The 19,292-nt window shown below is 46.5% G+C and carries 25 protein-coding genes; 20 read left to right on the forward strand and 5 right to left on the reverse strand.

Features of this window, described 5'->3' with window-relative positions; all coding sequences use genetic code 11:
* Positions 1 to 82 precede the first annotated feature (82 nt).
* Positions 83 to 946 carry a permease gene (locus KNO65_RS06665; protein WP_214782767.1) on the forward strand — a complete coding sequence of 288 codons (864 nt, stop codon included), beginning with the start codon at positions 83 to 85 and terminating at the stop codon, positions 944 to 946.
* Positions 947 to 1,202: 256 nt separating this feature from the next.
* On the opposite strand, the gene KNO65_RS06670 is transcribed toward KNO65_RS06665, so the two are convergent.
* The gene (locus tag KNO65_RS06670) at positions 1,203 to 2,369 is read right to left on the reverse strand and encodes an FtsW/RodA/SpoVE family cell cycle protein (RefSeq protein ID WP_031421494.1); all 1,167 of its coding nucleotides are present in this window, start codon (positions 2,367 to 2,369) and stop codon (positions 1,203 to 1,205) included.
* 149 nt (positions 2,370 to 2,518) lie between these two features.
* Here KNO65_RS06670 and fabI point away from each other — a divergent pair, with 149 nt between their 5' ends.
* Together fabI and KNO65_RS06680 are read left to right on the forward strand one after the other, a co-directional pair.
* Entirely contained in the window at positions 2,519 to 3,292 is a 774-nt protein-coding gene (fabI, locus tag KNO65_RS06675; protein WP_015881230.1) for an enoyl-ACP reductase FabI, read from the forward strand.
* A gap of 83 nt (positions 3,293 to 3,375) precedes the next feature.
* Entirely contained in the window at positions 3,376 to 3,564 is a 189-nt protein-coding gene (locus KNO65_RS06680; RefSeq protein WP_015881231.1) for a hypothetical protein, read from the forward strand.
* 2 nt (positions 3,565 to 3,566) lie between these two features.
* Here KNO65_RS06680 and KNO65_RS06685 read toward each other — a convergent pair whose 3' ends face one another.
* A complete protein-coding gene (locus KNO65_RS06685) occupies positions 3,567 to 4,076 on the reverse strand; it encodes a YjcG family protein (protein WP_047795466.1) in 510 nt (169 codons plus the stop codon).
* A gap of 175 nt (positions 4,077 to 4,251) precedes the next feature.
* On the opposite strand from KNO65_RS06685, the gene KNO65_RS06690 reads away from it, so the two are divergent.
* From KNO65_RS06690 to KNO65_RS06705, 4 genes are read left to right on the forward strand one after another with little or no spacing between them, the layout of a single operon-like run.
* Positions 4,252 to 4,797: a phosphatidylglycerophosphatase A family protein gene (locus tag KNO65_RS06690; RefSeq protein WP_015881233.1), complete on the forward strand. Its 546-nt coding sequence runs from the start codon at positions 4,252 to 4,254 to the stop codon at positions 4,795 to 4,797.
* Positions 4,797 to 5,384, forward strand: coding sequence for a phosphatase PAP2 family protein (locus tag KNO65_RS06695; RefSeq protein WP_078146612.1), 588 nt, complete (start codon positions 4,797 to 4,799; stop codon positions 5,382 to 5,384). The genes KNO65_RS06690 and KNO65_RS06695 overlap by 1 nt, the downstream gene beginning before the upstream one ends.
* Positions 5,381 to 5,917 carry a hypothetical protein gene (locus tag KNO65_RS06700; protein WP_214782771.1) on the forward strand — a complete coding sequence of 179 codons (537 nt, stop codon included), beginning with the start codon at positions 5,381 to 5,383 and terminating at the stop codon, positions 5,915 to 5,917. The genes KNO65_RS06695 and KNO65_RS06700 overlap by 4 nt, the downstream gene beginning before the upstream one ends.
* Entirely contained in the window at positions 5,910 to 6,122 is a 213-nt protein-coding gene (locus KNO65_RS06705; protein WP_214782774.1) for a hypothetical protein, read from the forward strand. The genes KNO65_RS06700 and KNO65_RS06705 overlap by 8 nt, the downstream gene beginning before the upstream one ends.
* Before the next feature lie 57 nt (positions 6,123 to 6,179).
* On the opposite strand, the gene KNO65_RS06710 is transcribed toward KNO65_RS06705, so the two are convergent.
* Positions 6,180 to 6,467, reverse strand: a complete 288-nt coding sequence (locus KNO65_RS06710) for a hypothetical protein (protein WP_015881237.1) — start codon at positions 6,465 to 6,467, stop codon at positions 6,180 to 6,182.
* Between the two features lie 272 nt (positions 6,468 to 6,739).
* On the reverse strand, positions 6,740 to 7,471 hold the full coding sequence (locus tag KNO65_RS06715) for a hypothetical protein (RefSeq protein WP_015881238.1): 732 nt from the start codon (positions 7,469 to 7,471) through the stop codon (positions 6,740 to 6,742).
* A gap of 149 nt (positions 7,472 to 7,620) precedes the next feature.
* Between KNO65_RS06715 and KNO65_RS06720 the strand changes: the two genes are divergently transcribed.
* The 8 genes from KNO65_RS06720 (at position 7,621) to nadE (ending at position 13,204) form a co-directional block, all read left to right on the forward strand.
* A complete protein-coding gene (locus KNO65_RS06720; RefSeq protein WP_015881239.1) occupies positions 7,621 to 8,196 on the forward strand; it encodes a GNAT family N-acetyltransferase in 576 nt (191 codons plus the stop codon).
* Positions 8,193 to 8,912, forward strand: coding sequence for an alpha/beta fold hydrolase (locus KNO65_RS06725; RefSeq protein ID WP_214782777.1), 720 nt, complete (start codon positions 8,193 to 8,195; stop codon positions 8,910 to 8,912). Before KNO65_RS06720 ends, KNO65_RS06725 begins: the two co-directional genes overlap by 4 nt.
* Complete coding sequence (locus tag KNO65_RS06730) at positions 8,899 to 9,459, forward strand: NADPH-dependent FMN reductase (RefSeq protein WP_214775837.1); 561 nt, start codon at positions 8,899 to 8,901, stop codon at positions 9,457 to 9,459. Before KNO65_RS06725 ends, KNO65_RS06730 begins: the two co-directional genes overlap by 14 nt.
* A gap of 68 nt (positions 9,460 to 9,527) precedes the next feature.
* A complete protein-coding gene (locus KNO65_RS06735) occupies positions 9,528 to 9,767 on the forward strand; it encodes a hypothetical protein (protein WP_015881242.1) in 240 nt (79 codons plus the stop codon).
* 83 nt (positions 9,768 to 9,850) lie between these two features.
* Complete coding sequence (locus KNO65_RS06740) at positions 9,851 to 10,942, forward strand: virulence factor (protein WP_015881243.1); 1,092 nt, start codon at positions 9,851 to 9,853, stop codon at positions 10,940 to 10,942.
* Between the two features lie 245 nt (positions 10,943 to 11,187).
* Entirely contained in the window at positions 11,188 to 11,382 is a 195-nt protein-coding gene (locus KNO65_RS06745; protein WP_015881244.1) for a hypothetical protein, read from the forward strand.
* A gap of 98 nt (positions 11,383 to 11,480) precedes the next feature.
* Positions 11,481 to 12,278, forward strand: a complete 798-nt coding sequence (locus KNO65_RS06750; protein ID WP_015881245.1) for a BsuPI-related putative proteinase inhibitor — start codon at positions 11,481 to 11,483, stop codon at positions 12,276 to 12,278.
* 110 nt (positions 12,279 to 12,388) lie between these two features.
* The gene (gene nadE, locus KNO65_RS06755) at positions 12,389 to 13,204 is read left to right on the forward strand and encodes an ammonia-dependent NAD(+) synthetase (protein ID WP_015881246.1); all 816 of its coding nucleotides are present in this window, start codon (positions 12,389 to 12,391) and stop codon (positions 13,202 to 13,204) included.
* Between the two features lie 42 nt (positions 13,205 to 13,246).
* Here nadE and KNO65_RS06760 read toward each other — a convergent pair whose 3' ends face one another.
* Positions 13,247 to 13,633, reverse strand: a complete 387-nt coding sequence (locus tag KNO65_RS06760; protein ID WP_214782780.1) for a disulfide bond formation protein B — start codon at positions 13,631 to 13,633, stop codon at positions 13,247 to 13,249.
* 108 nt (positions 13,634 to 13,741) lie between these two features.
* On the opposite strand from KNO65_RS06760, the gene KNO65_RS06765 reads away from it, so the two are divergent.
* The 5 genes from KNO65_RS06765 to KNO65_RS06785 all read left to right on the forward strand — a co-directional run bounded on the left by KNO65_RS06765 (position 13,742) and on the right by KNO65_RS06785 (position 19,225).
* A complete protein-coding gene (locus KNO65_RS06765) occupies positions 13,742 to 14,620 on the forward strand; it encodes a transcriptional regulator CcpC (RefSeq protein ID WP_031421506.1) in 879 nt (292 codons plus the stop codon).
* Positions 14,617 to 15,738 carry an N-acetyldiaminopimelate deacetylase gene (locus KNO65_RS06770; RefSeq protein WP_047795459.1) on the forward strand — a complete coding sequence of 374 codons (1,122 nt, stop codon included), beginning with the start codon at positions 14,617 to 14,619 and terminating at the stop codon, positions 15,736 to 15,738. The genes KNO65_RS06765 and KNO65_RS06770 overlap by 4 nt, the downstream gene beginning before the upstream one ends.
* A gap of 259 nt (positions 15,739 to 15,997) precedes the next feature.
* Entirely contained in the window at positions 15,998 to 17,386 is a 1,389-nt protein-coding gene (locus KNO65_RS06775; protein ID WP_074037383.1) for a cytochrome ubiquinol oxidase subunit I, read from the forward strand.
* A 14-nt stretch (positions 17,387 to 17,400) separates the two neighbouring features.
* On the forward strand, positions 17,401 to 18,432 hold the full coding sequence (locus tag KNO65_RS06780; protein ID WP_214782783.1) for a cytochrome d ubiquinol oxidase subunit II: 1,032 nt from the start codon (positions 17,401 to 17,403) through the stop codon (positions 18,430 to 18,432).
* A gap of 130 nt (positions 18,433 to 18,562) precedes the next feature.
* The gene (locus KNO65_RS06785; protein WP_015881252.1) at positions 18,563 to 19,225 is read left to right on the forward strand and encodes a potassium channel family protein; all 663 of its coding nucleotides are present in this window, start codon (positions 18,563 to 18,565) and stop codon (positions 19,223 to 19,225) included.
* Positions 19,226 to 19,292: the final 67 nt, after the last annotated feature.

The following is a 19,292-nucleotide window of genomic DNA, read 5'->3' on the forward strand; positions in this document are numbered from 1 at the left end:
ATCTATAAATCAATATTATTTGATTTAATTGCGTTCGATTGGTCGAATGTGAATTCATTCTATGGAATTGGAGGTAAGCAAAATGATTGATTTACTCAAAAGTTTTAGCATCATTGCGCTTGAATTGACCATTTTATTTGTCGCGATTTCCTTTGTGATTCAAGTATTACAATCGTACATCCCATACGGAACGATTGAGAAGAAACTAAGTGGGAACAACCGCATGGCAGCGAGCGTGATTGCACTCGTCTTTGCTTTCATCACTCCTTTTTGCTCCTGTTCAACTATCCCCATCGTCGTGAATTTACTAAAAAATAAAATTCCGTTTTCTATCGTAATGGTTTTTCTATTCGCCTCACCCGTACTTGATCCGACAATCATTACGGTGATGGGAGTCGTGATGGGGTGGGAAATCACAGTTCTTTACACGTTGATCACGGCGATTTGTTCAATATTCATCGGATTCACCTTGGACCGTTTCGGTTTTGAAAAGTATGTCAAACGCGTCACCATGACAGGTTTTAATCCATCTAGCCATACCTTCAATTGGTCAGATGCTTGGAATGAAACCTGGCAACTGATTAAAAATGTGTACCCTTATTTGATTATGGGGGCTGCGATCGGTTCGCTGATTCACGGTGTTGTGCCGACTGAATGGGTAGTGCAGTGGTTCGGGCACGATGCCTGGTGGATGATTCCCATTGCCGCAGTCATTGGAATTCCTTTATATATTCGATTATCAAGCATGATTCCGATTTCTCAAGTATTGATTATGAAAGGCATGGCGCTCGGTCCTGTGATGGCCATGATGATCAGTTCTGCCGGAGCGAGTTTACCGGAAATCGTTTTGATGAAAGCCATTTTTAAGAAACAACTTATTATCGCTTTTGTATTGTCTGTTCTCATGATGTCGATGATCTCAGGAATCATATTTTATCTTGTATGAACGAGGTGTCTTAAGGGGGTGAGAGATATGTTGAACTTCTTCAGAAAACGATTTACCAAATCAGCGGCTGAATCGTGTTGTACGGTGAATATTCGAGAAATAAAAAGTGAAGAGAAGGATATGTGCTGCGATTCTGAAAGGCTTGGAGAGGATAAGGATACAGGTCGAATAAGGGCATCACAGGATAACACGGAATGACTCTGACTAAAAAAGGATCAAAGCAATTGTGCTTTGATCCTTTGCGACGTTAGTCCAATCAATCATCATCAAACATATAGGTTTTTGATTTAGAGGCCACGTTCATGACGAGACCGATGGCGATCATGTTCATGATAATCCCTGTCCCCCCGTAACTGACGAACGGAAGGGTGAGTCCGGTGATTGGCAAGACGCCGATCGTCATACCGATGTTTTGGAACACCTGGAACGTGAACATGGCGATGACGCCAGTGACGATATAACTTCCGAACGCGCTACTAGACTCTAATGCAATGTGAATCATCCGATAGAGGAATAGGAAGAAGACGATGATCACGAGAGCTGCGCCGATGAACCCATAGTGTTCTGCGATAACGGCAAATATGAAGTCCGTTTGAGATTCCGGTAAATAGACGAGTCCTTGACCGTATCCCGCCCCGAACATCTGTCCAGAACCAATCGCCTGTAGTGATTTGATCAATTGGAATGCCAAGTCATCTGAATATTCGTATGGATATATCCAGGCCTGGAAGCGGTTGAGCGCGTGTCCAGGTACGAACGCTTGCAAGACTTCGAAATGGGCAAAGAACAGATACATGAACGTGCCGATGGTCAAAGCCGCGGCGCTGAAGAGACCGAGAAGCCACTTCCAACCGATTCCCGAGACGATGATGATGGCGCCGAGCATCGTCATCAAGACGAGCCCGGTCCCTAAGTCCGGTTGTGTCACAATCAGACCGAGAGGCGGGATGGCCACTAATACCAATTTCACGAGGAGCCACGTATCGAGTTGTGACGAGCCATAACGTTTATTGTGCTCGTAGACGATAGTCGACATGGAAATCAATAAAAAGAGCTTCATGAATTCGGCCGGCTGGAAACTGAATCCAGGCACATTATACCATCCATACGCCCCATTGATGTTCGGTACGAGCGACGTGTCACGAAGCGGAATCAGACCGACGAGCAGAAGTAGACCGAATGCGTATAAGTACCAATGGATTTTCCGGAGTTGCTCATATTCGATCGTCATGATCGCGAACATCGCAAAAAAGCCGATGACATAACGAATGCCTTGTTCAAGAGCGAAGTTGATATGTTGAAGTCGCGTTGGCAACATCGGTTGAGCGGTATAGATTGCACCGAGACTGATGATCATCAATAGGAAGACGATGGTCAACAGTGTCGTATCTAAACTTTTAAAATATGATTGTATACGGTTCATAATGGAGTCGAATCACCCTTTCTATACGTATTTTATCTTACCGCAACTTAAAAAAATCGCAATACGTAACGAGTCGGTTGACAAAACAGAAACCTTTCTGTAATCTGAGAACAGATATTATCACCAGGTACTAAAAAGGGGAGTTTATGATGTCAATTTTTCCAACATTAACGAATAAAACGTACGTCGTCATGGGGATTGCCAACAAGCGCTCGATTGCATGGGCCATTGCCAAAACACTTGATGAGGCAGGGGCGAAGCTCGTGTTAACGTATGCGGCAGAACGATTCAAATCGGGTCTCGAGTCACTCGCAAGTGAGTTGAAGCAAGAAGCGATCCTACTTGAGTGTGATGTGACGAATGACGAAGCGATTGATTCAACATTCCGTTCGATTCACGAACAAGCGGGCGAGATTCAAGGAATCGCGCATTCGATCGCGTTTGCTGACAAAGAAGCATTGCGCGGTGAATTTTCAGAAATGACACGTGGTCAGTTCGCACAGGCGTTAGACATCTCAGCATATAGTTTGACGGCAGTTGTGAAAGCGGCGAAGCCTTACTTCGCACAAGACGCCTCGGTGATCACACTCACGTACCTCGGCGGCGAGCGTGTCGTTCCGAACTACAACTTGATGGGTGTCGCTAAAGCGGCCCTTGATTCGAGCGTCAAGTATTTGGCGAACGAATACGGTCCCCACGGTGTGCGTGTCAACGCCATTTCAGCTGGTCCGATTCGTACATTGTCAGCCAAAGGGGTCGGCGATTTCAACAGTATCCTTTCTGAACTTGAACAGAAGGCGCCGTTGCGTCGAAATGTTTCGGCAGAAGAAGTGGCTTCGACAGGTCTCTTCCTCCTCTCGGGAATGGGAAGCGGCGTGACCGGCGAAGTTATTCACGTAGATAGCGGATACCATATTTTATAAGTTTGGGGAATGGCGCAGTGATGCGCCATTTTTGTATTACCTCGTGAATAAATCGGGTAAGGACCTATGAAGGAGGTCAGATCATGGGTCCTTATCAGATTGATTTTACTGTCGTGCAATACGTCAACCGACAAGTCCAGCCATCAGGTCGAGCGAGCATCGAACCGGTGACACGAATCAAACGTGTCCAACGAATCCGACCTCGACGTGAAGAATGGCTTGAAGAAGAGCAAGAAAAAAACCCCGGTCGCTATGTCGACCGGAGCATATAAGGTTAGCCTCGGAAACGGAACGTCTCATAGACGTTCCATGTTTCATTTTCGAGTTCATACATGACGGCCATCCGAGTGATCGTCTCTTCGAAATGAACCTGCTCCATACGCATCCGTTCGAGGACGTCGAACAGCTCGGCATCGGTCAAATCTTGACCAATCGTGATGTGTGGCAAGAATTCATATTTCGGTGCTTGGCTTAGCACACCTTCATGCAATCGTTGCTGAAGAGTCGACAGATCACGTGTCGGCAACACTTTTAAATACAAGACATTGTTCGTTGGTGCGAAAGACCGAACGCCATCGACTTTTAACTGAATCGGTTTAGTCGAATCCGCAACTTGTTGCAAGTACTCGAGTACTTTCGGCAAGTCTTCTTCTGACACCTCTGTCCGTTCTTTAATGGTCACGTGAGGTGAAATCAACGCATATTTTGTGTCATAGCGTTTTCGATAAGAGTTCGCAAAATCTTGCACTTGTTTAGACGGAAATAAGACTACCCCAATCTTCATTCCTCTTCCCCCTTTGATCGTTTAACCTACAAGTTAATGATGACCGATTTAATGTGGGAAGTCAAAGCAGGGTTCGTCTTTTTTCAATTTTTCAGTATAATGGTTATATCATATAGAGAGACGATGACTCTCTGAACGAAGGGATGTGAAGCGGGATTTCGATCCTGCGCCTATTATGAAACACGTACCACACTCACGTGACGTCCGAGAAGCGGCTCGTGCTCGTTTGCTCGAACGCGGGGTCACGATTGAATCGATTGCTGAAATCGTATACCAGATGCAGGCACCTTACTCGCCGCATCTTTCTTTAAAAGATTGTATGGATTCTGTCGAGGCGGTTCTTGACAAACGTGAACTACAACATGCGATTCTTGTTGGTTCAGAGCTCGACATGTTGGCTGAAAAAGGCCAATTATCTGAACCGCTTCTGTCGATTATCGCCTCAGACGAAGGTTTATTTGGAGTGGACGAGACGATTGCAATCGGTGCCGTCAACACATATGGTTCGATTGCCGTTACGACTTTCGGATACTTAGACAAGGCAAAAATCGGTATCATCAAACAACTCGACACGAAGATGGATGATGGGCAAGTCCATACGTTCATGGACGATCTCGTCGGTGCCATCGCTGCCAACGCTTCAGGACGATTGGCGCACCGATTGCGAGATATGGTCGATTTCGGAGAAGAAGAGATGCGTGAAAGAAAAGGGTTGTATTGATGAAGTGGACACCGCAAATGGTGGTCATCACCGGGACGGTCGCTTATGTGATCGTGTCGGTGTTTGTCGTTTTAGGGGCGGTCGATCCAATGAACACATTCGTATATGAATGGTTACAACCGCTACCGGATCGAGTGTTTGCCTACGTGACAGAGCTCGGGAGTGCACAGGTCATTGTGGGGCTCTCCATATTAGGGTTGTTGTTTTGGTATTGGCGCGGGGACCGTATTGAAGCGTGGCGACTAGCGCTCGTTGGAATTGGGACACTTCTGTTTACCCAGGTGCTAAAGCTCGTCTACGGAATCGATCGACCGCTCATTGATGCATCCCTCGATGCAACGACATACAGTTTTCCGAGTGGACACGCCTCAGGGTCGCTGGCCCTATATGGATTGACAGCTTATGTACTGTATCGAAAGAAACAGTCGAAAGTCGTCATCTTCATTCTCTTGTGCCTCGTCCTCGCGGTTTCGCTCAGCCGTGTCATCTTGAACGTCCATTACTTCAGTGACGTGCTCGGCGGTTGGCTCGTTGCGTTGACGATGATTGCATTGTCTGAATGGATCATAAGGAGGAAAACGATTTGATCGTCGTGGTAGATGTAGAAAAATGGTTATTCGTTCAAAAAAATGAAGCGGATGAGGCATCAGTTCCCACGATTTTAGTGGAAAAAGATCGAGATGGGGCGACGTGGTTCACCTCGATGAAAATTTTGTTTCAGTTAAAGAAATGGACGAGCCGACGTCGCTTTGTTCCCCTTTTACTGTGTGATGAGCAGACCTATCGCGCATATGAAGTATTTCATGTCGATGCTGTGCCATCATGGGCTCTCCTCGACGGGGGACGGACGTTACTAGTGGACAATAAACGAGATGAGTCATTTGATGTTGTGCTACGGGAAAGTGGATTGGATACAGAAAAATCGATTTTATTGTTCGCACTTCAATATATTGAACAGATGACGAATGAACCAGTCGCTTTTGCCGGTGATGAGTCGATTGATGCGACGCGGATCGTCCCGGCAACATTGTTAGACAAGACGGATCGCTTAGAATCCGGACGGCGCCTGTTCGAATGGATGCATGATGAAGACTTACGTAAGGAGAATCAACATGACTGATTGGGAAACGACATTTCAGCAATTATTAGACGGACAAGTGGATGAAGTGAACGTACCACGCGAAGAGTTTTTATCCGTTCGAACCATTTTGATTGAGAAAGGTTGGCTCTTTCAAGTAGTAGGAGAGGCCAAGCACGGTGGCGTGACGATTTATCGCAGAAACCCGGTCACGGCGAATTCATCATTGGAAGAGACGAAGGAATGAAATGACTTCAGTCAAAACAAGGTCTGCCTCCCACATGGAGAGCAGACCTTGTTTTGTTTAAGCGTTTGAAGCGAGTTTGATTTTTTGTCGTTTCATCTTGTGTAGTAACCAAGCATAGAGGACTTCACAAGAGTTGTGAGGAAGGGTCAGCTCCACAAGAGGGTGAGCGTGACCAAATATAGTGAAGCGCGAATGGTCTTCGTCGAGCAGAGAGACTTGAATATCCGTCGCATCCTGTAGTGAAATGCGTTGTTCCCCTGCGTGAGCATCTTTAAGTTTCAGCATTTTTCCATTCGTCGCAAACTTGGTGAACGATGAGACTCCTTGTACTTTCAGTTGTTCCATTTCGTGTATCTATCCATCGCGTGATGAATAGATTTTCACCTCGCTTTCTCTATATTGCCTTCCATTCCTCCAGAAGGTTATTCCTAGTATAACGCCTCGTTCGAAAAAGAAAAGTGTTAATTTAACAAAAAATTAAGACAATTTGTTATCAATTTTTAAGAATAGCGTTCAACCCTGTCCAGTATAGGAAGAAGGTTGAAACAATCGGTCTGAAAATAACAAAAAAGAACCTCGTTTCGGGAGGTTCACAACTATTCATTACATGTATGACCTTATAATCGTTCAATCTGCCATGTACGACGACGGTACAACAATTGCCCTTTTAAGGCGATGGATTCTTTCTTCGCATCGAAGTCTTCTTCAAGAACAGACATGTCTTCATAACGGCCCGCTACATAGAATGAGATGACGATTTGTCGATTGAACAAACTGCGTTTCGTATGATCGAAATCGATGATCAGACCTTGAGGTGCCAAATCGAGTAATTCATCGATGACGGGAAGTGGAATCGGAACAAAACTGATGTTACGAATGTCACGATCAAGTTTACTTTGCAACATGTTTTGGACGAAACGATTGATTGTCGACCAATCGCGAATGTAAAGACTGCTATGTCGATCGTTTGCTTCATTGAAGAACACAATCTCATTATCGAGCGAATCCAAGAACGGCTTCTTGATTCCGCGTTCCATATGACTTAAAAACAAGATTTCTGCAATTTCATGATCGGACAGAGTTTCGAGCGTATTGTAGTCCGGAAAATCGATCGCTGTAAACGTTGTTTGGTTATTCAAATACTTAGACGAGAACGAAGATAGTTCGTGCGCTTCAATATAACGGAAACGCGACCTCGAGGATTGTCTCATCCCTTTGATGTCCGTTCGACAAATAATCATCGGTCTCGTCACGGAAAGCGCTTCTGTTACATCCGCCAACGTCACACCATGCAGTGTGAAGCGTTGGACGTCCCGGTCTTGCTTCAAATAAAAGAGTTGTTTTGACATATGGTATCCCCTCAGTTTGACATACTACGATTATAGTAGCAAAAACACGTGTTTTCTGCCATCTTGAGACGGTACCAGAGGGTTGAGTTCGATACATTTGGGAAAATAGAAGTATAATTGAGGAAACGAATAGGAAAGGCGGGTTCCACATGTGGGGATTAAAACGTAGTTTTCCTGAGCTCGCTACGCCCCGGTTTATCCTGCGAGAGCTAGAACCGCGTGATGCTAGAGCACTTTATACCATTTTATCCACTGAGGAAGTGATGCGATATTATGGGTCGGACCCGTTGCTTGCCGTCTATGAGGCGAAGAACGTGATCGCTTACTTTAAAGATCAATTTCAGCAAGGGAAGGCCATTCGTTGGGCGATATGCGATCGGATGACGAACGAATTGGTCGGAACGATTGGATTTCATAATTGGACGCCCCAATATTATCGCGCCGAAATCGGGTTTGAGGTTTCCCCTCATTATTGGAGACAAGGGGTGGCTTTCGAAGCTGCTTCAGCTGTCATCCAATATGGTTTTGAAGAATTCAAGTTTCATCGAATCTCTGCGTTGGTCGCACCAGGGAATGAAGGGTCGAATCGACTCGTTCAAAAATTGGGATTTATTGAAGAAGGACTTCTACAAGATTATGCATATAGCCATGGCCGATTCATGGATTTGACGATGTATCGGCTACTCAAAACAGAATGGGAAGAAAAGGAGCACTCGATGATATGAAAGCACTCGTATTGCTACATGGGCTGTGCGGTTCTCCAAAGTACTTTGAACAGTTGGAACCGTTATTGAATGCCGAAGTTCACGCGCTCACATTACCTGGTCATGCCGGGACGGACGTGGGACCAGAAACGATGGATCAATTTGCGGACTGGGTCATCGGAGAAATTCGTCTTCGGGGTCTTGACCGTCCGCTCGTATGTGGGCATTCATTCGGAGGCTATGTGACGACTAACCTCGTGCGTCGCTATGGAACAGAAATATCGGGATTTGGATTGATTCACTCGACGGCGGCCGCTGATACAGAAGCGGCGCGGGAAAAGCGAAACGGTGCCATCCATCAAGTCATCGAAGAAGGGATCGAGCCGTTTATTGACGGAATGATTCCAAATGTCTTCTCAAGCGATTCCGACCCGGCGCTCATCCAACAAGCGATCGCAATCGGATATGAAATGACGGTCGAGGGAATCGTGAACGCGCAACAGGCAATCCGCGATCGTGAAGACGAAGTGGACACCATCGAAAAGACTGACCTCCCCGGCCTATTCATTTACGGCTCAAAAGACCCGAATATGAATGAAGAGCGGGCGTTTTTAGGTGCGTCACGACATACGAAAGCAATCGTTCCGTTCAGTCATATGGGGATGATGGAAGCCCCTGAAGAAGAAGCGAAAATCGTGAACGAATGGATGCAGGAGGTAGAACATGGAAAAGTATAAATTAATCGCTATGTCAGGAAGTCTTCGCAAGAAATCTTTTAATACCGCTCTTTTGCATTCGATCATTGAACTGGCTCAAGAGGATTTCGACATTGAAGTCGTCTCCATCGAACTTCCACTGTTCAATGACGATTTGATTGATCCGGATGAACCGGAAGTTGTGGCCGCATTGAAGCAAGCTGTTCGGGAAGCTGATGGGTTATTGATTGTCACCCCTGAATATAACCATAGCATCCCGGGCGTCCTGAAGAATGCAATCGACTGGCTTTCGCTCGAGCCGGGAACGCCACTTCGGGATAAACCGGTCATGATCGCCGGGGCCTCGCCGGGCATACTTGGAACCGCCAGATGCCAAATCCATCTCCGACAAGTATTTGCCACAAATCGTGCAAATGTTTTACCGGGAAACGAAATTTTCATCACGCATTGTAAAGAAAAGATTGATGATAGCGGGTTGCATGATGAGAAGTCGATTAATCAAATCAACAAAACATTATTGGAATATCGTAAATGGATTGAATTTTGGAAGCGTAACGCAAAAAATTAACTTGAAGTCGCTCATGTTGTTTGATAGAAAGGAATTGTGAAAACAAACACAAGAGGAGCGACACCAAAATGGAAACTTACATCGAACTGTACAATGGCGGCGAATTGGGTGATCGGGCGGTAATGAACGATGGGATGACATTTGGACGGATGACGATTGTTGAATTGTTCTATCAATCCAATCATATTTTTGGTTACGTGAAAGAAGATGGTGAAAAACGTTTCTTCCTTGAACCGATTTCAGAGGACGATACGTTTACTGTGGATGGGACGACGTATTCACTCCAACAGTTTATCGCGTTGTTTTAAGTAAATAGATGGTTGATTGAACGCAAGCGACTCGCTTGCGTTTTTTTGTCATTTTCGTCACGATGAAAAGTGAGGTGATGAGGATGAAACTAGTAGCAATCGAACCGACACCAAGTCCGAATAACTTGAAAATCATTGTGGACCCTCCGTTTGAAGGGAGAGGCACAACGTACGATAAAGCGAGTACGGATGCCCCGGCCATCATTCAAGAAATCATCGGGCTTCGAGGCGTCAAATCCGTTTACGCCGTGTCTGATTTTCTCGCTGTCGAGCGACATCCGAAACATGATTGGCATGACGTCATGAATGAAATCCGACGGGCGTTCGGGGAACAAGTTGAGGAAGTCGAATCCACAAAGATGGATACGGACTATGAACCGGTCCATGTATCCGTTCAATTCGTGCTCGATGTACCAATGCAATTAAAACTCGTCAAAGGGGACGAGGAAAAACGAATCGGATTGTCGAAACGATTCGTCGATGCAGCGATGGAAGTTCAAGCACAAGTGAAGAATGTCATTCAAGACCGTCGTTGGGTAGAACAAGCCCCACGCTATGGTGAATTGGATGAAGTCAGTGTCGTCGCACAAGAAGAATTGGAAGCGGCGTATCCTGAAGAGCGCATCGAGCGGATCGTGGCCCGGGCGTTTGGTCGTGAAGCGGATTTTGAGGCGAACGCGAACCATCTGCAGTCGGATAATTGGAAAGATCGGATGGCATTCTTGGATGAACTCGAAATCCAACATGAAAACATGCCTTATTTCCGTCGTGCCTTGGAAGATTCCGTGATGGCAATCCGTCGACAGGCGGTCGTCATGATCGGGATGTTTGAAGAGCGACGTGAGGAATATGTCACATATATCGAACAAGCCTTAGTGGACGCTTCTCCTATTGTGCGGCGGACGGCTGGGGATACGGTCTCTGACTGGGCGTTACCTCAGTCCCAACCTTCCATGATTGAGGCGTTAAAGGATAAAAACAAACTCGTACGTTGGCGAGCGGCTCGTTTCTTATTCGATTGTGGAGATGAGCGGGCTGTACCTGCCTTGTCAATTGCGGAGGAAGACCGCGAGTTCGAGGTCTCTTTACAAGCGCGACTTGCGAAAGAGCGGATCACGAGCGGCGAGACAGCGCTCGGGACAGTATGGCAACAAATTTCGAACCGGTCGAAATGAGATTTCGTTCGACATGTATTGAATCAAATTGATTTACAATTTAAGGTAAAGAGGAGCGTCTGCAGTGCGGATTGCTCCCTTTTTTCATAAAATCATATGCACATTTCCCCAAATGACTAACATTTGATGTAAACGTTTCGACAATAGGTAAAATGTCATTGTTGTGCTGTCGAACGATAGGACATATATCTTGGTTTCAGATTGGTACACTAGGTTTATCACAGATGAACAAAGGAGCCATACTTATGATATTGTTTGCAGAAACGCCTGAACTTGTAGCTTATAAGGAAGTAGTAGGAGAAACGATGGTCGTCACGTTTGAATCGATGCATAGTGAGACGTTCTCTATCACGGCTCAAGTCCGGTCTGATCTCGATATCGCAGATTCATTGTTCATGACCGGTTGGCAACAATACATGGAACAAACTAAAGTTTCGTAAAAAAGGTAAATAATATAAGGAAAATCATTACAAACGTCTGCACATTGTATACACTAGTGCTATAGACGTTTTTTATTTTGTTGAGGAGAGTGGGATTCATGAAGAAAACTTGGTTGCTCGCCGTAGTGACGGCAATCTTATTAGTCGTAGCGGGATGTGGGAAAGAAGAGGCGAAACCGAGTCAAGTAAACAGTGATTCGTCTGAACCACCGGCTCCATTGACGCTCGACACGGAAATGGCATACGATGCGTCGGCAAAAACGTTATCAGCTACAATTTCGATGACAAACCCAAATGAGGAAGCAGTCGATGTAACGTTTAATTCGTCGCAACGTTTTCAGTTAGTTGTCAAAAAAGGGGATCAAACCGTATTTGATTACGGAAGTGATTATATGTTCACAGAATCTGTAATTGAGGAAAAATGGGAAGCGAATGATAAAAAAGTATTCGACGAAGTCTTCCCATTGACATTAGAACCAGGCGAATATTCGGTCGAAGTGATTGGGCTCGGTCAAGTTGACGGGGCACCTGAAATTGCTGTGACAGATGAGACGACGTTCACCGTTGAATCTGCTACAACAGAAACTCCGGATGAAGGTACGTCAGAAACACCGGAAGAAACGCCTGCAACAGAGCCGCAGTCGGACGGCGCGTTCCGTGATGTACAAATTGACTTGAATGACACGATGATTCAAGTGAGCGGGTATACGGATGAGGTCGAGTTTGAGTGGTCTGTATCAGACGGACATAATGTCTACGCTCAAGGTGCAGCCGAAGTGACCGGCGGTGGCTTCTCGTTTGGGGTATTGCTCGATGAAGCACCGGCGAAAGATCAACCATTGTTCTTAGAGATGACACCAATCGGTGGAGAGGTCACATCATTTAAAGTTCAATAAAACCATGGCGGAAACTGTTGTTTCCGTCTTTCTTTTTGAGACGCTAGTTGACGGGGTATAAGGATTATCAGACAATAAAGCAAAATGAGAGCATAGTGGGAGGGTAATCCATGCAACAACATATCATTGAATCAACACATGTCAAACCGACCATCAACCCGAAAGAAGAAATTCGTCAACGTATCGACTTCTTGAAAGCATATGTGAAACGGGCTGGTGCGAAAGGACTCGTCCTAGGGATCTCAGGCGGGCAAGACTCGAGCCTTGCCGGAAAGCTATGTCAACTCGCCATGGAAGAGCTTCGAGAAGAAACGGGTGACGAGTATACATTTTATGCAATCAGATTGCCGTATGGTGAGCAACACGATGAGCATGACGCACAACTTGCGCTTGAGTTCATTCGTCCGGACAAATCGTTCACTGTCAACATCAAGCCTGCTGTTGACGCATCGGTTGAAGCGTTTCACCGTGCAACGGGCCTCGAATTGAGTGACTTCCATAAAGGGAACACGAAGGCACGTGAGCGGATGAAGGCACAATACGACATTGCGGCAACATTCGGTGCCCTTGTGGTCGGAACAGACCATGCCGCAGAATATGTGACAGGATTTTATACAAAACACGGTGACGGAGCTTGTGACCTCACACCGTTGACCGGTTTGAACAAACGTCAAGGAAAAGCACTTCTCCATGAACTTGAAGCGCATGAGCGTGTGATTTATAAGGTGCCGACGGCCGACCTTGAAGATGGTCGCCCTGGACTTCCTGACGAAGTCGCACTCGGTATGACGTATGATCAGCTGGACGACTATTTGGAAGGGAAGACAATCGACCCAACAATCGCCGAGCGAATCGAGACAATTTTCAAACGTTCACGCCACAAGCATCACATGCCTGCCTCGTTGTACGACGAATGGTGGCAATGAAAAAAGGAGGAGCTGTCTCGAGACAGCTTCTCCTTTGTTGTCTCACGCTTTTTTAAGTGGGACGAACTGAATGATCAGGATGCAGGTGAAGGCGATGAAACTGAGGAGTGGGATGGTGACGAATCCAAAATAGTTGACCCAACGAATCAGGCAGTCGTTCGTACAGAAGGCTTCGCCGTTCGGGATCCGTTCTAAAATGACATGATACAGACTGATACACCATCCGGCACCGGCCATAATCCCTACGAACAAGCGGTTGACGTCTCGTGCAGTCAACATGATAGTCAAGTAGTAGATGGCTAGTGGATACATAAAGATGCGTTGGAACCAACACAACTTACAAGGTAAAAAGAGCATGACCTCTGAAAAATATAGGCTGCCGAGCGTCGTGACGGTCGCGACGATAAAGGCGAAATGATGACGTTGCATCAGATTTCCTCCTAACAATCAAATTGATGATTAAACATGATATGATACATTGAAACAAATACTTATTCAGTATACAATCTTTCAAACGATAGAGAAACAGGTGACGTGATGCAAGTTTCGGAAGTAGAAGTGTTAATTATTCTTGCGGAAGAATTGAATATGCGTAAAGCAGCCGAGCGATTGTTTGTCTCACAACCAGCGCTCAGTCAACGGCTCGTGACCATCGAACATCAGTGGGGGAAGAAGATTTTCGTTCGCTCCACAAGAGGGCTCGCATTGACGCCAGATGGAGAGAAAATCATCGAGTTCGCCAAAAAGATGTACAGTGAAGAACAAGAACTAAGGGGCGAACTGACGGCCAACCAAGGAGAAGTGTACGGAACGTTGAAAATTGCCGTCGCCTCCATCATGGGACAGTATTGGCTACCCAAGGTATTGAAGACGTTCGTCGAACGCTATCCGTCCGTCCGTGTCAAATTGGTCACCGGATGGTCGAGCGAAATGATGCGTTACATGCTCGAAGAGAATTTCCATATCGGAATCATCCGAGGAAATCCGGATTGGCGAGGGGAACGGATGAAGTTGTTCTCTGATTCCTTGCATTTGGTCGATCTGAAAATGACCGACCTCTCTCAACTAAAAAACAACGAGCGCTCGTTTATTCAATTCAAGAGCGACTCGACGTATTACCAGGAAATATTAGAGTGGTGGCAGGAACGGTTTTCGAGCCCGCCTCTGACGACGCTTGTCGTCGACCAAATCGAAACATGCAAACAGATGGCGTTACACGGAATCGGGTTCGCGATTCTTCCGGAATCGACCATCAAAGATGTGAATGAGATGAATAAGATTCCATTGACGTCGTCGGGTGGCGTGCCGCTCGTCCGGGACACGTGGATGCTTTCAACAGAATCGATGTTGGAGCTGGCGCAAGTCCAGGCGTTTTGGAAGATCGTCGAAGAAATTACGAAGGAGACTGAGTTATGAATTGGGCAATTGAAGCGAGAAGACAGCTGCATTTAATTCCGGAAGCCGGATATGAAGAGTTCAAAACACAAGCGACACTTGAGCAATTGATTCGATCGCTCGATTCGTCACGTGTTCATATCACGCACTGGCGAACAGGTCTTTTCGTCCGTGTAGATGGTCTCGTCGGTGAGAAGACGATTGGATATCGAGCCGATATGGATGGACTGCCCATCACGGAAGAGACGGGGCTAGAGTTCGCATCGATTCACGAAGGCATGATGCATGCATGCGGACATGATGTGCACATGTCAATCGCACTTGGATTAATTAAACGAGCGGTCGAGGAACCGCTTAACCATCACCTTGTCGTCTTTTTCCAACCGGCCGAAGAGGGACCGGGTGGTGCCGAACCGATGGCGAAATCAGAATTGTTCTATCACTTCCGCCCGGATGCATTGTTCGGCTTACATGTCGCACCTGAATATCCTGTCGGCATGGTCGCGTCACGACCGGGCGTGTTGTTCGCGAGTGCGCGAGAGCTCCATATCACTATTCATGGAAAAGGGGGGCATGGTGCTTTCCCTCACGCGGGAATTGACGCTGTCATCGTTCAGGCCGCTCTCATCATGCAACTGCAAACGATTGTGTCTCGTAACATTGACCCGATGGGAAGTGCGGTCGTCAGTATCGGAAAAGTCGCAGCAGGAACGAAAGAAAATATCATCGCTGATACGGCCAAACTGGATGGGACGGTCCGCGCCTTGTCTGACAAAGAAATGGTCGTACTGGAAAGCCGGATTCGTCAAATCATCGCCGGAGTCGAGATGACGTATAACGTACAAATCGACCTTGAATTCGGCAATCGGTATCACGAAGTCGTCAATGACGAACGTTATCTTTATCAATTCGAGGAAGCGGTTGAAGAGGTCGGCTATTCTTATAAAACATGTGTCCCTGCCATGACGGGTGAGGATTTTGGATATATGTTGAAACAGGTCCCCGGATTTATGGTTTGGTTAGGAGTGAACGATATGGGGTCAGGACTCCATCAATCGACACTCAACCCGGATGAACGTTCGATCGAAGTGGCCATCAATCTATTCGACCATTACTTCCGAACTGTCATGATTCAATAACACGAAGCGGTCTCGATTGAGCCCGCTTTTAGTGTGCCCAAAAAGGAGTGAACGAGTGAGAAAAAGGGAAAGATTTATTCATGTAAAGCGACGATTTTGTGGCGATTGCTCAAATGTGAACATTTTGCGAACTCGAGCATTGAGACATTACAGCGCAATATAAAATCATTATGATGTAAGTATCGAAGGGTATTCATCTGTGATTGTCGTTTCATACATGGGTTCGAAGCGATAGAGAGAGATAGGAGGTAATCAAAAGATGTTTCAAGATCCTGTCCTGATGAGTCGAGCATTGACGGCACTCACATTAGGTTTTCATGTGATTTTTGCCACACTCGGCGTCGGGGTTCCACTTTTAATTTTATTGGCAGAATTTTTAGGGATTCGTAAAAAAGACCCGAAATACACGCTCATGGCTCGACGCTGGTCGCGCGGCTATGTCGTGACGGTAGCGGTTGGGGTTGTGACGGGTACGGCCATCGGTCTGCAGCTTTCACTCCTATGGCCGAACTTGATGCGCGTTGCGGGTCAAACGATTGCGCTCCCGCTTTTCATGGAAACGTTCGCCTTCTTCTTTGAAGCGATTTTCCTTGGTATTTACTTGTACACGTGGGATCGATTTAAAAATCCGTGGCACCACATGCTCCTCGGGATTCCGGTTGCCGTCGGTGCATTGTTCTCAGGGTTCTTTATCACAACGGTAAACAGTTTTATGAACCAGCCTGTAGGGTTTGATATTGTCGATGGTCGATTGGCAAATGTCAGCCCGCTCGAAGCGATGTTCAGTCCGGCCATGCCGACGAAAATGGCACACGTGTTGACTTCGGCTATTTTAACATCCGCGTTCATTTTAGCTGCGATCGCAGCCGTTCAGTTGTTACGTCAACGCCGAAATCAACTCGACAAGATGTCAATCGAGTATCACAAGAAAGGTCTTCGTCTGACGATGACGGTCGCTTTAATCTTTGCGATCGCGACAGCGCTCGTCGGTGACTTCTCAGGTAAATATTTGGCTCAGTATCAACCAGATAAATTAGCAGCTGCAGAATGGCATTTCGAAACCTCCTCCGAGGCTGAATTGATTTTGGGGGGATGGTTAGAAGATGATGGGCAAGGTGGCTATGAAGTCCGAGGCGCCTTGAAGATTCCTTACGCGCTCTCTATTCTTGCAGGTGGAGTCCCGAACTACGAGGTGACGGGTCTCAATGAGTTTGCGAAAGAAGATCAACCGCCGCTCTTCGTTCACTATCTATTTGATGCGATGGTCGGAATTGGGATGCTTCTCGCACTCATCTCCTTCCTGTTCGTACTCGGCCGCTATATTAAACGTTTGAACCAGTTCAGCAAGCCAATGCTCTTTGCGATTGCAGCCGGTGGACCTCTTGCCATGGCGGCGATTGAGTTTGGTTGGTTCTTCGCTGAGTTTGGTCGTCAACCTTGGGCGTTATATGAGTTGATGCGTACGAGTGAGGCAGCTACGACATCAGCGAACGTCGGTTGGATGCTTGTCGCTTTCGCGATCCTCTACGCGGTACTCGGAACAGTGACTGTGGTTGTCCTATCACGCCTGTTCAAAGAGAATCCGGTAGGAAAAGAACTAAAACAATCCGAGCATCGTGGTGAAGCGATGTTTGCGGATGAAGTGTGATCGGAGGGTATGACATGCAAATTCAAGAATTAGGGATTGCCGTCTTATGGACGTTTCTATACGGCTACCTCATCGTCGCATCGATTGACTTCGGTGCAGGCTTCTTCGCTTTCTATAGCCGCTATACGAAACGTGATCACTTAGTGAACCGTCTCGTCAAACGGTATTTGTCACCGACATGGGAAGTCACGAACGTATTCTTCGTGTTCTTCTTTGTCGGGATTGTCGGATTCTTTCCGGACACTGCATATTACTATGGTACGGCCTTGCTCGTTCCAGCGTCTGTCGTGTTAATCTTGCTTGCGATTCGTGGTAGTTTCTATGCGTTCGCTAACTATGGGTCAAAGGAAAGCACGCTCTATATGTTCCTCTATGGGGCGACGGGACTACTCATCCCAGCTTCGATGTCGACGGTCTTAACTGTCAGCCAAGGTGGTTTCATCACAGAGACAGAGAACGGCGTCTTCTTTGACGGGGCGAAGTTGTTTACCAACTTCTACTCGTGGACGGTCGTCATCTTGGCGATTGTCTCCGTCCTCTATATTAGTGCCATGTTCCTCTTGTTCTATGCGGACAAGGCACGTGACCAAAATGCCGTCGAACTCGTTCGGAAATGGGCTCTATTTTGGAGCGTCCCGACGATTATCGCATCGGGTCTCGTCTTCTTCGGGTTGAAGTCACAAGCTGCGTGGCACTACGACAGCATCCTAGGAGGGAACTGGTGGTGGTTTGCGATGAGCTTCTTGTTCTTCGTCATCGCCGTCTCCTTCGTTTATATGAAACGAAATTACGGGATTGCCTTCTTGATGGTCATGGGTCAGTTCTTCATGGCATGGTTCGGCTACGGATACTCTCACTTGCCATATATCCTGTATCCGTATATCGACATTAATGGAAGTGTCGTCAACGAGTCGATGGCGGTGGCACTTGTCATCGTATTCATTTTAGGGTTGCTCCTACTCGTTCCGGCGCTCTATCTCTTGCTCCGTTTGTTCTTGTTCGACAACGACTACGTACGAGGTAAACGCTCGAGTGGAAAAGCATAATGGTAAGAACGGGATTTCCTTTATTTGAAGGGAATCCCGTTTTGTTTTTTATATAGAGTTTTGAAGTGGAATCAGTTACACTGAACGAAGAATCAAGAAGAGAACATGTGTAGGAAAGGGATGTAGCATCATGACAGGTGAATTTGCAGTCATCGGGTTAGGACGATTTGGAGGGTCGATCGTCCGAGAATTGTCTTCAAATGGATATGACGTCCTCGCTATCGATTCAGATGAGGAACGTGTCAATGAGTTTATGGGATTGGCAACCCATGCCGTGATTGCCGATACAACAGATGAGAATGTGTTAAAGAGTTTAGGGATTCGTAACTTTGAACATGTGATCGTCGCCATCGGGGAGAATATTCAAGCTTCCATTTTGACGACGTTGATTTTAAAGGAACTCGGTGTCCAAATCATCACGGTCAAAGCGACGAACGATTACCATGAAAAAGTACTCCGTCGAATCGGGGCGGATAACATCGTCCACCCTGAGCGTGATATGGGCGTTCGAATTGCCAATGGATTGATGAGCCAGAGTATCCTCGACTACCTCGAATTATCGAATGAACATTCGATTGTCGAAATTAAAGCATCGGACAAGTTATCGAACAAATCCCTCATCGATTTGGACTTGCGAGCGAAGTACGGGGTGAACATCGTCGCGATTCGTCGCGATGATGATGTCCTGATTTCTCCTCAAGCGGATGAGATGATTTTATCGGAAGATATCCTGATCATCATCGGGAAGGATACCGATTTGGATCGACTAGAGCGCACACTTCGTTCGAGATAAAAGAAAAGACCTTTGGAGCGATGCCGCGATCGTTGAATCGATTGATCCAACTCGACGGTTTGACTCC

The organism is Exiguobacterium sp. S3 (assembly GCF_018617295.1).
Classification (GTDB): domain Bacteria; phylum Bacillota; class Bacilli; order Exiguobacteriales; family Exiguobacteriaceae; genus Exiguobacterium; species Exiguobacterium profundum.

Excerpts from the sequence above, each read along its gene's own strand:
- KNO65_RS06665 (WP_214782767.1), top strand. The coding sequence starts at position 83 with ATGATTGATTTACTCAAAAGTTTTAGCATCATTGCGCTTGAATTGACC.
- KNO65_RS06670 (WP_031421494.1), bottom strand. The coding sequence starts at position 2,369 with ATGAACCGTATACAATCATATTTTAAAAGTTTAGATACGACACTGTTG.
- fabI (WP_015881230.1), top strand. The coding sequence starts at position 2,519 with ATGTCAATTTTTCCAACATTAACGAATAAAACGTACGTCGTCATGGGG.
- KNO65_RS06680 (WP_015881231.1), top strand. The coding sequence starts at position 3,376 with ATGGGTCCTTATCAGATTGATTTTACTGTCGTGCAATACGTCAACCGA.
- KNO65_RS06685 (WP_047795466.1), bottom strand. The coding sequence starts at position 4,076 with ATGAAGATTGGGGTAGTCTTATTTCCGTCTAAACAAGTGCAAGATTTT.
- KNO65_RS06690 (WP_015881233.1), top strand. The coding sequence starts at position 4,252 with ATGAAACACGTACCACACTCACGTGACGTCCGAGAAGCGGCTCGTGCT.
- KNO65_RS06695 (WP_078146612.1), top strand. The coding sequence starts at position 4,797 with ATGAAGTGGACACCGCAAATGGTGGTCATCACCGGGACGGTCGCTTAT.
- KNO65_RS06705 (WP_214782774.1), top strand. The coding sequence starts at position 5,910 with ATGACTGATTGGGAAACGACATTTCAGCAATTATTAGACGGACAAGTG.
- KNO65_RS06710 (WP_015881237.1), bottom strand. The coding sequence starts at position 6,467 with ATGGAACAACTGAAAGTACAAGGAGTCTCATCGTTCACCAAGTTTGCG.
- KNO65_RS06715 (WP_015881238.1), bottom strand. The coding sequence starts at position 7,471 with ATGTCAAAACAACTCTTTTATTTGAAGCAAGACCGGGACGTCCAACGC.
- KNO65_RS06720 (WP_015881239.1), top strand. The coding sequence starts at position 7,621 with ATGTGGGGATTAAAACGTAGTTTTCCTGAGCTCGCTACGCCCCGGTTT.
- KNO65_RS06725 (WP_214782777.1), top strand. The coding sequence starts at position 8,193 with ATGAAAGCACTCGTATTGCTACATGGGCTGTGCGGTTCTCCAAAGTAC.
- KNO65_RS06730 (WP_214775837.1), top strand. The coding sequence starts at position 8,899 with ATGGAAAAGTATAAATTAATCGCTATGTCAGGAAGTCTTCGCAAGAAA.
- KNO65_RS06735 (WP_015881242.1), top strand. The coding sequence starts at position 9,528 with ATGGAAACTTACATCGAACTGTACAATGGCGGCGAATTGGGTGATCGG.
- KNO65_RS06740 (WP_015881243.1), top strand. The coding sequence starts at position 9,851 with ATGAAACTAGTAGCAATCGAACCGACACCAAGTCCGAATAACTTGAAA.
- KNO65_RS06745 (WP_015881244.1), top strand. The coding sequence starts at position 11,188 with ATGATATTGTTTGCAGAAACGCCTGAACTTGTAGCTTATAAGGAAGTA.
- KNO65_RS06750 (WP_015881245.1), top strand. The coding sequence starts at position 11,481 with ATGAAGAAAACTTGGTTGCTCGCCGTAGTGACGGCAATCTTATTAGTC.
- nadE (WP_015881246.1), top strand. The coding sequence starts at position 12,389 with ATGCAACAACATATCATTGAATCAACACATGTCAAACCGACCATCAAC.
- KNO65_RS06760 (WP_214782780.1), bottom strand. The coding sequence starts at position 13,633 with ATGCAACGTCATCATTTCGCCTTTATCGTCGCGACCGTCACGACGCTC.
- KNO65_RS06765 (WP_031421506.1), top strand. The coding sequence starts at position 13,742 with ATGCAAGTTTCGGAAGTAGAAGTGTTAATTATTCTTGCGGAAGAATTG.
- KNO65_RS06770 (WP_047795459.1), top strand. The coding sequence starts at position 14,617 with ATGAATTGGGCAATTGAAGCGAGAAGACAGCTGCATTTAATTCCGGAA.
- KNO65_RS06775 (WP_074037383.1), top strand. The coding sequence starts at position 15,998 with ATGTTTCAAGATCCTGTCCTGATGAGTCGAGCATTGACGGCACTCACA.
- KNO65_RS06780 (WP_214782783.1), top strand. The coding sequence starts at position 17,401 with ATGCAAATTCAAGAATTAGGGATTGCCGTCTTATGGACGTTTCTATAC.
- KNO65_RS06785 (WP_015881252.1), top strand. The coding sequence starts at position 18,563 with ATGACAGGTGAATTTGCAGTCATCGGGTTAGGACGATTTGGAGGGTCG.